General features: G+C 47.0%; 11 protein-coding genes and 1 pseudogene. 9 read left to right on the top strand and 3 right to left on the bottom strand.

What is annotated here, in order from left to right; translation table 11 throughout:
• The first annotated feature begins 183 nt into the window (after positions 1–183).
• The 5 genes from C7R92_RS23285 to C7R92_RS23265 all read left to right on the top strand — a co-directional run bounded on the left by C7R92_RS23285 (position 184) and on the right by C7R92_RS23265 (position 5,956).
• A complete protein-coding gene (locus tag C7R92_RS23285; RefSeq protein WP_106835805.1) occupies positions 184–1,929 on the top strand; it encodes a peptide-binding protein in 1,746 nt (581 codons plus the stop codon).
• An 85-nt stretch (positions 1,930–2,014) separates the two neighbouring features.
• Positions 2,015–2,986, top strand: a complete 972-nt coding sequence (locus C7R92_RS23280; RefSeq protein WP_016741862.1) for an ABC transporter permease — start codon at positions 2,015–2,017, stop codon at positions 2,984–2,986.
• Complete coding sequence (locus tag C7R92_RS23275) at positions 2,983–3,963, top strand: ABC transporter permease (RefSeq protein WP_069851629.1); 981 nt, start codon at positions 2,983–2,985, stop codon at positions 3,961–3,963. Before C7R92_RS23280 ends, C7R92_RS23275 begins: the two co-directional genes overlap by 4 nt.
• Entirely contained in the window at positions 3,939–4,985 is a 1,047-nt protein-coding gene (locus tag C7R92_RS23270) for an ABC transporter ATP-binding protein (RefSeq protein WP_106835804.1), read from the top strand. The genes C7R92_RS23275 and C7R92_RS23270 overlap by 25 nt, the downstream gene beginning before the upstream one ends.
• On the top strand, positions 4,982–5,956 hold the full coding sequence (locus C7R92_RS23265) for an ABC transporter ATP-binding protein (RefSeq protein ID WP_069851634.1): 975 nt from the start codon (positions 4,982–4,984) through the stop codon (positions 5,954–5,956). The genes C7R92_RS23270 and C7R92_RS23265 overlap by 4 nt, the downstream gene beginning before the upstream one ends.
• Before the next feature lie 41 nt (positions 5,957–5,997).
• Here C7R92_RS23265 and C7R92_RS23260 read toward each other — a convergent pair whose 3' ends face one another.
• Entirely contained in the window at positions 5,998–6,825 is an 828-nt protein-coding gene (locus tag C7R92_RS23260) for an alpha-helical endospore appendage domain-containing protein (protein WP_244195805.1), read from the bottom strand.
• Positions 6,826–7,021: 196 nt separating this feature from the next.
• Between C7R92_RS23260 and C7R92_RS32960 the strand changes: the two genes are divergently transcribed.
• On the top strand, positions 7,022–7,624 hold the full coding sequence (locus C7R92_RS32960) for a DUF5050 domain-containing protein (RefSeq protein ID WP_244195804.1): 603 nt from the start codon (positions 7,022–7,024) through the stop codon (positions 7,622–7,624).
• Positions 7,625–7,660: 36 nt separating this feature from the next.
• Positions 7,661–8,107 carry a DUF5050 domain-containing protein gene (locus C7R92_RS32955; RefSeq protein ID WP_244195803.1) on the top strand — a complete coding sequence of 149 codons (447 nt, stop codon included), beginning with the start codon at positions 7,661–7,663 and terminating at the stop codon, positions 8,105–8,107.
• A gap of 42 nt (positions 8,108–8,149) precedes the next feature.
• On the opposite strand, the pseudogene C7R92_RS23250 reads toward C7R92_RS32955, so the two are convergent.
• Positions 8,150–9,033: pseudogene (locus tag C7R92_RS23250) on the bottom strand (hypothetical protein).
• Positions 9,034–9,537: 504 nt separating this feature from the next.
• Here C7R92_RS23250 and C7R92_RS23245 point away from each other — a divergent pair.
• Positions 9,538–10,368: a hypothetical protein gene (locus C7R92_RS23245; RefSeq protein ID WP_017251723.1), complete on the top strand. Its 831-nt coding sequence runs from the start codon at positions 9,538–9,540 to the stop codon at positions 10,366–10,368.
• A 12-nt stretch (positions 10,369–10,380) separates the two neighbouring features.
• The gene (locus C7R92_RS23240) at positions 10,381–10,563 is read left to right on the top strand and encodes a hypothetical protein (protein ID WP_007723975.1); all 183 of its coding nucleotides are present in this window, start codon (positions 10,381–10,383) and stop codon (positions 10,561–10,563) included.
• A 75-nt stretch (positions 10,564–10,638) separates the two neighbouring features.
• Here the strand turns inward: C7R92_RS23240 and C7R92_RS23235 are convergent, their stop codons facing one another.
• Positions 10,639–11,934, bottom strand: coding sequence for an MFS transporter (locus tag C7R92_RS23235; RefSeq protein ID WP_069851642.1), 1,296 nt, complete (start codon positions 11,932–11,934; stop codon positions 10,639–10,641).
• Between the last annotated feature and the right edge of the window lie 57 nt (positions 11,935–11,991).

Genomic DNA, 11,991 nt, shown 5'->3' with positions numbered 1-11,991 from the left:
CACTCCCTCCTACTCGATTGAAGGTTTATAAAAGAATATAAAATCATCTGATTTTTTTAAATATTTTAAAGGGAAAATATTTTCAAATAACAGAAAATTATTTAATATTAGAAAGACAGGCCTTGGGATGAATTGCCCATTATGGAAAAGGCTTGAAATACATGTGAAAGAGGGGGAAATGATTTGAAAAAAGGGAAAGGTTGGTTGAAGCCGTTGGTGTTGCTTTCGTTAACCGGCGTGCTGTTGGTTGGTTGCTCAAGCGGGAACAATGCTTCGCCAGGAACTGCAACACCAGCACCAACAAAAAAACCGGTGGAGCAGGTGGCTCCTCAGGCGACCAGTACGGATGATGAGAAGCCAATAGACGGTGGAACGTTCACGCATTCTACGACGTCTGACATCGTCACGATCAATCCGATTTTCGGAAATGACACGGCATCTGGCGACGTTATGGAGTACACCCAGGCGTATTTGTACAATCGAAACCCAGCTTTTGATTTAGCGGTTTACCCTTGGTCCCTTGCAGCTGAGTTGCCGAAAGTAAGCGAAGATGGCCTCACCTATACAATCAAGATGAAGAATCATGCGAAATGGTCGGATGGAACGCCAATCACGGCTGACGACTTGATTTTTACCATTAATGCTATCAAAACTCCTGAGACTGGATCACCAGAAATTACGAAATACGACAAAGTTAAAGAGATGAAAAAACTGGATGATTACACCGTAGAAATCAAATTGACTCAATTGTATGCTCCGTTTGCTTTTGGATTAATGCAAAAGTTGGCACCAGCCCACGTGTTGAAAGACGTACCGTTTAAAGAATTGCAAGCACATTCTTACGGAAAAGATCCAGCCAAGACACCAACTTCCGGACCGTACAAATGGTCAGAGTGGAAACAAAAGGAATTCCATGTGCTAGATGCTAACCCAGATTATTGGGGGGAAAAGAAGCCGCATATCCAAAAGGTTGTATACAAAATCTATGCGGATCAAAACACACAAGTACAGGCTCTGATGAAAGGTGACGTTGACTTGGTAGACTCCATTCCTGTCACGCAGCTCGAAGCGGTGAAGGCGAAAGGAACGATCAACATCTCGACGGAGCCAGGTCCTAGCTATGAATACTTTGCCTTCAACTTCGACAAGAAGAACTTCCCGAACAACTACGGGTTGTTTGAAGGTCAAAAAACGCGTCAGGCCATTGCTCACGCTATCAATCGTCAAGGTATTATCGATAATATCTTGAAAGGAACCGGAAAAATTATGGATGCACCGTTCCTGCCAGGTACATGGGCAGACCCGGGCGATGCAGCAGTCCATTACGAATATAGTGCAGAGAAAGCAAAACAATTGCTGAAAGAAGACGGATGGGTAGCCGGGTCAGATGGAATCCTTACCAAAGACGGCAATCGGTTCTCCTTTGAGTTCATTTTCAACTCGGGGAACAGTCGTCGTGAACAGGCAGCAGTCGTTATTCAGCAAAACCTGAAAGAGATCGGAATTGAAGCGAAGCCAAAAGCATTAGACTTCTCGGCTCTTGTCGATCAGTATGCCAACCCTGGTAAATTCCAGGTTCTGTTACTCGGATGGCAATTGTCTGACCCAGATCCGGATGGCATTTCTACTTTCGGGAAAAAGGCATTCCCGCCAGGCAACAACGCTGGCTGGTACGACAATCCGAAGCTGGATGCGCTCTGGGAAAAAGCTGTATCCACGGTTAAACAAGAGGAGCGCGCAGCGATCTATAAAGAAGTCGGAAAAGAAATCTCGACGAACCTGCCATACGTATTCATGTATCAGTACGGAACGCCACGAGGCATGACTTCTCGCGTCAAATATAAGGATGAGTTTAAACCAGTATCCATGATTCCATATGGGGAGACCTTTGGCTTCCTGAACTGGTGGATCGACGATACCAAAAAATAAGCTCGGCTGGTAGCGGTTAGCAAAATGAAAAGGGGGAAGGGCAGCCTTATGTCCCTTCCCCTTTCAAACGAAAGGAGGATGCTGATTGACTGAATATTTAGTACGCCGCGTACTACAAGCCGTGCTTGTTTTATTTTTGATCACAGTGGTATCGTTCGGACTCATGCATGCAGCACCCGGAGGACCGCTAAAAGTCATGCTCTCACCGGGAATGTCTCCTGAAGCACAGCTCATCCAAATGAAGAATATGGGGTTGGATCAGCCAGTCTATATTCAATACATGAAATGGGTCGGTAATTTGCTGCAAGGAGATTTGGGCCATACCTTTAAAAATAACGTTCCTGTTGGTGATATTTTGTGGCCGACGGTTTGGAATACGTTTGTGCTCATGTCTGTAGCGTGGGGGCTTTCCATGCTGATCGCCATCCCGTGGGGGATCTACAACAGCACAAAACAATACGGTCTATCTGACCAGATCGCCTCCATTGTTGCCTATCTCGGATTCGCGATGCCGACCTTCTGGTTTGGGATTATGCTACAGCAGTATTTCGCGATGCAGCTGAATCTGCTCCCACTATCTGACATGTACACGATGGGGAAAGAGGGACAAGTAAGCGACCTCATTTTGCACTTGATTCTCCCTGTTACGGTGTTAACACTGGTGAACATTGCAGCCTATGTCAAATATACGCGCGCCAGTATGCTAGAGGTTTTGGAGCAAGACTATATTCGGACGGCACGTGCCAAAGGGATGAAGGAAAGACGCGTTATTTTCCGCCATGCTCTGCGGAACGCATTGATTCCTGTTGTAACGATCATCGGATTGGATTTGCCGACTCTGGTAGCAGGTGCAGCATTGACAGAGAGTGTATTTAACTGGCCAGGCATGGGGCGTCTGTTTGTGGAAATGGCTGTTGCGCGTGAATACTCTGTGTTGATGTCGATCACGTTGCTGATTTCCCTGATGGTAATTATCGGAAACCTGCTTGCCGATTTAATCTACGCACTGGTTGACCCACGAGTGCAGCTTGGACGCAAAGGAGGCAGGGCAGCATGAGTCAAGTACAGCTTCAAGATGACACTGTCGTTGAAACGAATCGACCGGGTGGACAGCTCCCGACGAATCCTGTTGGTCAAAAACCTCCTGGGCTCTTTGCAACAGCGGGCAAAAAGTTTATGCGAAATCCATATGCTGTTGGTGGGCTGATCGTACTGTTGTTTTTTATTGGGATTGCTGTGTTTGCCGATTGGGTTGCACCGCATGATCCGGCAAAGGTTGATTTTATGATTACCAATCTGCCTCCTGGAACAGAAGGGCATGTGCTCGGAACAGACGAGCTCGGTCGTGATATTTTGTCCCGCCTCATTCATAGCAGCCGGGTGTCCATGCTGGTCGGCTTCAGCGTTGCTTTTGCTGCGGTTGTCATTGGGACACTGATTGGAGCGATTTCTGGATATTTCGGCGGCTGGATTGATACCTGCTTCATGCGTCTCGTTGACGTGATGAACTCCATTCCGAGTCTGTTCTTTAACATTCTGGTTCTGGCTCTCTTCGGAGCGGAATTTATCTACATGATCCTGATTTTGTCGCTGACGAGCTGGACAAGTGTGGCACGTCTAGTGCGCGGGCAGTTTTTGCAGCTACGGGAAATGCAGTATGTGGAAGCAGCGAGAGCGATCGGCGTTTCGCACTGGGGCATTATTACTCGCCACCTGGTACGCAATGCAATGGCTCCCATCATTGTGTACGCGACTCTCATGGTTGGCTCGGCCATTCTGTCAGAGTCAGGTCTTTCTTATTTAGGCTTGGGGATTCAACCGCCTGAAACAAGCTGGGGGTTAATGCTGAGCAAGGCACAGGAATTCATGCTGGTCGATCCTTTGCAAGCACTTTATCCTGGTCTTTGTATTTTGCTCGTGGTGCTAGCGGTTAACTTCGTCGGAGACGGCATCCGCGATGCATTCGACCCACGGAAGAAAAAGAAGAACCCGAAAAGGAGGCTGAACAAGTGGAACGCAACATCCTCGAAATAAAAAATTTGACCACTTGCTTCTTTACGGATGACGGCACGGTCAAGGCTACGGATCGAGTGAGCATCAACGTTGGCAAAGGACAGACGGTGTGCCTGGTAGGGGAATCCGGCAGTGGAAAAAGTGTGACGTCACTTGCGGTCATGCGACTGATTGATTATGCGGGCGGATTTATTCAGAGTGGGAACGTCATGTTTCACGGTCAGGATCTGGCGGCAAAGGACTTGGATGAAATGATGCAGATTCGCGGGAACAAAATCGCGATGATCTTCCAAGACCCGATGTCGGCTCTCAATCCGGTGTTTACGGTAGGCGATCAAATTGCGGAGAGCTTGATGCTGCATCAAAATATGAGCAAGATAGATGCGTTCAAAAAAGCGATCGAGATGCTTCGTCTGGTTGGGATCCCAGCGCCGGAAGTACGAGTGAAACAGTACCCGCACGAAATGTCTGGTGGGATGTGCCAGCGTGTTGTCATCGCGATGGCCTTGGCCTGCAAACCGGAAATGCTGATAGCAGACGAGCCAACTACTGCTCTTGATGTAACGGTTCAGGCGCAAATTTTGGATTTGCTCAGACGGCTGCAAAAGGAATTGGGCATGTCAATATTACTGATTACCCATGACATGGGGGTAGCAGCAGAGATGGCGGATCGTATCGCGGTGATGTATGCAGGAACGATTGTGGAGGAAGGAACGGTCGAACGCATATTTGACGAGCCCCGGCATCCTTACACGATCGGCTTGCTACAGTCCATTCCCGGATTTGAAGGGGAGCGCGGCGGAGAATTGTACACCATCCAAGGTACCATCCCGAGCATTACCCAATTGCCGACGGGCTGCCGTTTTCACCCGCGTTGTCCGCATGCGATCGACAAATGCCGAAAAGAGGAACCCATCTTGCGCGAGGTTGTTACGGGACAACAAGTGGCTTGCTGGTTGAATGAAGATGTCAGCAATCACTTCAGAATAAATCAGCGTGCCAATTCAGTCGCTGGAAGCAAAGCAGAGGTGAACCGCCAATGAACCGGGAATATTTGATCGAAGCAAAACAAATCAAAAAGTATTTTCCGATTAAGGCTGGCCTGTTGAGCCGTGTCATCGGTCATGTAAAAGCCGTAGATGATGTATCTTTCGGAATTCGGCCAGGGGAGACATTCGGTCTCGTAGGAGAATCAGGCTGCGGGAAGTCGACATTGGGGCGTGTTGTGCTGAATTTGCAAGGGGCTACGAGCGGAGAAGTGCTGTTTGACGGAACCAATATCCATGAGGTGAACAGACAAGAGAATTTGAAGCTGAGACGGGATATGCAGATTATATTTCAAGACCCATTTGGTTCGTTGAATCCGCGATTCTTGGTAAGTGATATTATTGGAGAGCCGTTACGGGTTCATCTGCGTGCATCTGCAAAGGAAATGGATGAGCGGGTAGTCGAGCTGATGAGTCTGGTGGGACTCGATCCTTCGAGGAGAAATCGGTATCCGCATGAGTTTTCCGGCGGACAGCGGCAACGGATCGGCATTGCGAGGTCGATTGCCCTCTCTCCACGGTTTATTGTGGCGGATGAAGCTGTTTCTGCACTGGATGTGTCCGTACAGTCACAGGTTTTGAACCTGATGATGAAATTACAAAAAGAGATGGGGCTGACCTATCTATTTATCGCGCACGGTCTGAATGTGGTACGCCATATTTCTGATCGGGTAGGCGTGATGTACTTGGGGAAAATGGTGGAGATTGCACGAACGGATGACTTGTTTGCACAGCCACTGCATCCGTATACGGCGGCATTGTTGTCGGCGATTCCGAAGCCTACTCCGCATCGGCGACAAGAGCGGATCGTCCTGCAAGGGGATGTACCATCTCCGGCCAATCCGCCGTCAGGTTGTCGTTTTCATCCTCGTTGTCCAATGGCGCAGGAGAGATGCAGCAAGGAGATTCCCGAGCTCATAGAGGTTGGGCAGGATCGGCAGGTCGCGTGTCATTTTCCTTTAGCATAGAGAGAGAAAGAGCCACCCGAGATGGGTGGCTTCTTCTCTTCTCAAAACAACTCGATAACGGTAATACTGACATTGGCTGTTTGGGGAGGGAATGGTTCTGCAAAAAAGACCGTTCCGATGATTGCCGCCACGAGGTTAAGGACACTGGGTGCCCCAGCAGGAGCCGTTATGATAGCGGAATAGGTGGAGGCTAGGGGTGTTTTCGCAATAGTCGTATATCCAGAGCCTGGAACCGGAGCTCCATTCAGTGTGAGAAAGATGGCAGGAGGTGTGTTATTCGTCATATTGACTGAATGAGTGACAAAGTAAGTATGGCCACCTGCCAGTACGATATCAGGTGAGCCCGCAACATGGGTAATATCTGTTCCCGTTATGACGCCGTTGTTACTGAGGGCGACAGGCTGATTAGCAAAGGTTGTTATAATCGTAGTCAAATTATAGACATGCGCACTATTGGTCAGTTGTGGTCCTGTAGCGCCAGTGGCTCCGGCTATCCCAGTAGCCCCGGTTGCGCCAGTGGCCCCGGCTGTCCCAGTATCCCCGGTTGCGCCAGTGGCTCCGGCTATCCCAGTATCCCCTGTAGCGCCAGTGGCTCCGGCTGTCCCAGTGGCCCCGGTTGCGCCAGTGGCTCCAATTGTCCCAGTAGCTCCGGTAGTCCCAGTGGCCCCGGTTTCCCCAGTAGGTCCACCTGCTAGACCAGTAACCCCTGGAATCGTACGAAGAATAGATGGAAGCTTTTCCCCTTCCGCGTTAATGACATGTCCTAACGCCAGCTCTTCTATAGCAATAGAGGACAATAGCATATTAATCGCGTCATCACGTGTGAGTGTTATGGTTGGAGTAATATTCGGCAAATTTGCTTGTGACACAGTTCTCCCTCCTGGAAATCATAAATAAAACTCGTCCCAGTGTTCATATATGTTTGATATATAATTTTCCAAAAATTACATATATATCTAGAAAAAGTGGGTTTGCTTTGGTATATATAAATCAGTGTTGTCGGATTTTATCGGAATGGGGGATATCTCCGCTGTGGTTATATTAGGCTATGAACGGGAGGCATGCATGGTGCAACATAAAGGAAAATGGATAATCACCATTGCGATGGCAGTGTGTCTGATTGTGGTCTTTGGTTTTGGCACTCAACAAACAATGGCGACTGCGCCAACCAAAAAATCAGTGATAAACGTTTTTGGCAGCGATCCTGTCAATATCAATTCACACCGAAGCTTTGTCGCCGTTCAAGGAGAGTGGATTTTTTATAACAACGATGGCTTATACAAAATCAAAAAGGATGGAAGCTCCCTTCAAAAGTTGAGCAGTGATTGGGCCGATAATCTGAATGTGGTAGGTGACTGGATTTACTATACGCGCAATAAGCCTTTTAAAGAAATCTATCAGATTGAGATGCCCGCTTACGATATCAATGGTACGTATGAAGATGTGATGGAGCTCATGAAAATTAAGACAGATGGCAGTTCGAAAACAGTTATCAAGAGCAGTAGTCTTACGGAAGGGGACCCCAATAACGTACAGAAATTGTATGTAGTGGGAGATATCATTTATTACGCGGATGATTCCGGTCGTTTGTACAGGATGGACATGAACGGCAAAAATCAAAAGAAGCTGCTTGATGAGTTTGAGGAAGTTTATTTCTATCAGGATTAGATTTTTTACACCAATAAGAGTGGTCAACTATACAAAATGAAGCGGAATGGAACGCAGAAAAAGGTAGTAAGCAAAGACAAAGAGCTGACCCTTATCGGTCTGTCTGATGATTTCATTTACTACACAAAATGGGTAAACGATAAAGGCGTCGTCGATGTTTATAAAATCGGACTAAAGGATGGGAAAACCGCTCTCGTCAAGAAAGGGTTGCCTCCAGCAGAAAATCCGATCATTGTCGCTGGGAAGCATCTATACTACATCTCAGAAATAAAGGACGCACATACGGTAGGCAGAATGAATATGACGGACGGCAAGACAACCCCGCTGTATCCATTAGGTAGCATTTCCAGTCAAGCAATAAACATCGGGGGAGATTTCATCTTTTTTTACGACTATCAAGCTTCCGATCGTGATAAAAAAGAACTATTCAAAGTGAAGATGGGCGAAAACAAAGTGGAAAAGGTAACCCCAAAGGCGAAGTAAGGATAAGAGCCACCCCAAGACGGGTGGCTCTATTGTTATGGGCTAATTCCTCGGGGCATGAAGCTGACTTCTTTTTCTCTCCCAGTTCTTGTACAAAAGCACGGAGCCAAACAAGAATATGGAAGCAACGAGCGCACTGACGGGCAGCATGACTACAATTTCATCAGGGAAGACAAAAGGAAGCAGTGGAAAAGCGTATGCTGCCGGGACACGCATACCTAGGATACGTAACAAAATAAGCATCAAAATCATATCAAGCAAAGTGACTAACACCCACGAATCAATCGCGAAGGATAGCAGCGTTCCAACTGTAGCCGATATGGTTAACACCAGGCCCAGCTTAAAGGCCATCTTGCCATTGAACATCGGCTTGTGAAGCGATTCATAGACAACGACGAGAATGGGCGGAATAACGGCCAGTTGTGGGTAACCAGCTATCCAACATAAACCGATCCACACGAATATCAAAATCAAGAACACGAGCATATACTGATACGGTATCTTCACTTTCTTCTCCAGCCCGTCATTCCATTTGAAGGCGAGAACGCCGAGCATGATGAGAAAGGAAAAAATGATGGCGGAGATCATAAAAGACCATTCAACGGCATTCGTGACCAGAGGTAATAAGCCAGTGGGAAGATCATGAGTACGAGTGTGATACTGACTTTTCCAAGGTATGGCAAGTCTACTTGATTTATCGCAAATCCGATTGCAGCCGTAATCGACGGAGCCACAAAAATTCTAGAGGGCTGTCTGATCCACCCTGGTTCTTGGTATACCCATATGCCAATCGCCATCGCTGCAATTTCTGGTAGAATCACTTCGGGATCATCGAGTATGACGGAAGCGGCTACCATGAGCAAGATAAGCGCTATGGCAATGATATAGGAAAGAATGGTTTCATTCTTCGCTATCACTGAATTCATTCTGACTAACTCCTTTTCGTTCGGATTATCCTTTATTATGGCAAGGATTGAGGAAGTCAATTGTGCCAATGGGAGCAACATTGTCTGTAACAAAACCGTCACTAACAGTGGAAAAGCAGCACCCAGAAGAGGGTCTAAACAAAATCAGAACGGCATAAGGTATGGGGTATTAGCAAGATGGTTGGAAGGTCATGATGAGCATTTCGTGTTTGATAGCGGTGAAAAATGGGCAGACCAATAAGGGAGCATTACGTTACGAATTACACCCAGTATACCGATAGGGGGAACGTGCAATTGTTGAGTTCATTTAAACCACTGAAGAGAATTGAAGAGAACAGCAAGATTGTACAGCAGACGATACAGTACATAGGTAATCAAAAAGTAAGTACGATTACAATAGAAACGCCTAAAAAACTACCTAAATGTAGGTAGTTTTTTCCTATTTGTAGAATCTAAATAAAATGTTAAAATAATGTAAAACTTTACCAGAAGGAGAGGTTAGAGGTGCTAAAGAATCTCATGCAGAGCAATGTAAAAATTGTTTTTTCTGTTCTTGGCATCTTGTTCGTTCTGGTCTCATGGCTCGTATTTGAATTGTTAAAAGGTTTGCTGCCAGATTTGATAGCAGTCATACATAAGTGGATGTTTCAACCGATCGAATGGCTGTTTATCCTAGCACCGCCACATGAGGAAAACAAGCTAGCTTCATTAGGCTCTGTTCTAGGCCTGTCTATCTTGTATTCCGCCATTTTGGCAGGAATGGTATTCATCGTTTTGTTCATCTGCGATAAGCTTAGAGGGAACGAGATCGAGTTCCAGATGGAAGTGAAATATTGTGAGAAAGAATTGGCCAATGCGATTTACAGTTTGGATGGCAGTGGTCAATCAACAGCTATTATTAATGCGAATGCGATCACGTTCATGAAGGCATTTGAAATGGAAGTAAAGACGATTTATGGATTGAAACCGGACGAGCTATGCTGTTATTGGATCGTACCTACGAATAATGACAAGCAGTTTGAAGTGTTTTACTTAACCGAGTTGAAAGATTTTGACACAGTACGTACTCTATTACTGTCTTCGATGCTTCAAGAGGATTGCCGAATTGCCGATAAACAAGTAAAGGGACGTATTCAAAACACGGACATTGAACAATTTGCAATTGTAAAAAACTTTGGAAAGTTCAGGCTCGGATTCGCGGTCGCTGTTTACAAGAATGACACATTTACTCCCGAAAATATGCAGGAGTTCGAGCGGTTGACTACGTATATGTTATTATTAGGATTTGTTACCAAGTTTGTGAATAAGGTCAAAACCTTAAAGAGAGCTAGTTAGGAGTGGGATACGATGAAATTAGCTGAGTTCTTCGCGAAAAGAGGCAACGAAACTGCTGTTTACTCGAAAAATCTCTCTTCCAAGAAGAAGATTCCCAACAGCAAATTTACTCCTGGCTTCGCTAGCTTAAAACAGATTGTAGATGAACATAGTCCGAATGAGCGACATGATAATAAAGTGGTTGGAGGAAAATAACACTGCCTGTGAGCAGTGTTATTTTTTGTTTAGGGGTACTTGGGATAGAGGAAAAGCCACCTGATGGAGGTGGCTTTAGTTTTGGGAGATCTCTACACTGTGTTTGCTTTTTCTGTGTGACCATACCAGGACAGGAACCAGTAACAGTGATATAGCGCCTCCGGCAAGTGAAAGTGTTGCGTAGCTGGCATTGGCGACGACCATACCAGACAGGGCTCCACCGGATGCACCAGCCAAGGCAATCAAGACATCGACCGTTCCCTGCGTTTTCGCACGAGTGGCGGGCTGCGTTGCATCCACAATGAGTGCTGTGCCACTAATTAATCCAAAATTCCAGCCCAGTCCGAGCAGCACAAGAGCCGTGATGAGTAGTGGCATCGAATCGGCTGGCGCAAAAGCAGCAGTCATGCTGGCTGTAAGCAGTATGACACCGGAAGCATAAGCCATTGTGGAGCGACCGATCTTGTCAACGAGTACCCCCGTCAAGAGCGAGGGGAGGTACATCGCACCGATATGAAAACCGATGACGATCCCTACTTCAGAGAGACCATGTCCGTGGTGCTTCATATGTACAGGTGTCATCGTCATAATGGCGACCATGACGATCTGCGTCAAAATCATGACGGTGGCTCCCACGATGATTCCCCGGTTGTTGCTTGCAAGCTGATTCTCATTCAGACAGGACGGGGAGCTCTGATTCATCTGTTGTGCTTCGGCGATTGCTTTCGAAACGATGAACGGGTCCGGGCGAAGCAATACCCAAAATACGAGACCAGCGAGGATAAAGGCTGCGGCACCTAAGATGAAAGGACCAGCCAGTGCGGGGACACCGATGGATGTAGCGAATCGTCCCATGACTTCCACCAGGTTTGGTCCTGCGACGGCCCCGAATGTAGTGGAGACCATTGCGATACTTACGGCAGTCGCTCGCTGTTTAGGCTTTGCCAAGTCTGTGCCTGCATAGCGGGCTTGCAAGTTAGTAGCGGTGCCAGCCCCATACAGAATTAAGGAAGCAAACAGAAGGACAATACTGTTTGCGACGGCTGCGATAACCACTCCAATTGCTCCTATACCTCCAGCTAAGAATCCGCTAGCGAGACCGAAACGGCGTCCAAAGCGTTGAGAGAGTCGACCCACCAGCAATGCAGCGACAGCAGAACCAAGCGTGAGCAATGCGGCAGGGATGCCCGCGAGACTTTCCGAACCGAGCATATCCTGAGCGAGGAGAGCACCTACGGTGACACCTGCCGCAAGTCCTGCACCGCCGAAAATTTGTGAGATGACTACAATCCAGAGCGTTCGTTTGTATAATCTTTGCTGTTTATCTGGGGAGTCGATGTAGCTTTGTAAATCTTCAGGTTTGAGTGACATCTGATCCACCTTTCTATGGAAGAAAGCTTTCGTGAAGTTATGAAATTTCAGTCATCC

This window comes from Brevibacillus porteri, assembly GCF_003013475.1.
GTDB lineage: Bacteria > Bacillota > Bacilli > Brevibacillales > Brevibacillaceae > Brevibacillus > Brevibacillus porteri.
Note: the sequence above shows the minus strand (reverse complement) of the source record. Positions and strands in the feature narration are given on the sequence as shown.

Bases quoted from the DNA above. Each gene is read 5' to 3' on its own strand.
- C7R92_RS23275 (WP_069851629.1), top strand. From the start codon at position 2,983: ATGAGTCAAGTACAGCTTCAAGATGACACTGTCGTTGAAACGAATCGA.
- C7R92_RS23265 (WP_069851634.1), top strand. From the start codon at position 4,982: ATGAACCGGGAATATTTGATCGAAGCAAAACAAATCAAAAAGTATTTT.
- C7R92_RS32960 (WP_244195804.1), top strand. From the start codon at position 7,022: ATGGTGCAACATAAAGGAAAATGGATAATCACCATTGCGATGGCAGTG.
- C7R92_RS32955 (WP_244195803.1), top strand. From the start codon at position 7,661: ATGAAGCGGAATGGAACGCAGAAAAAGGTAGTAAGCAAAGACAAAGAG.
- C7R92_RS23240 (WP_007723975.1), top strand. From the start codon at position 10,381: ATGAAATTAGCTGAGTTCTTCGCGAAAAGAGGCAACGAAACTGCTGTT.
- C7R92_RS23235 (WP_069851642.1), bottom strand. From the start codon at position 11,934: ATGTCACTCAAACCTGAAGATTTACAAAGCTACATCGACTCCCCAGAT.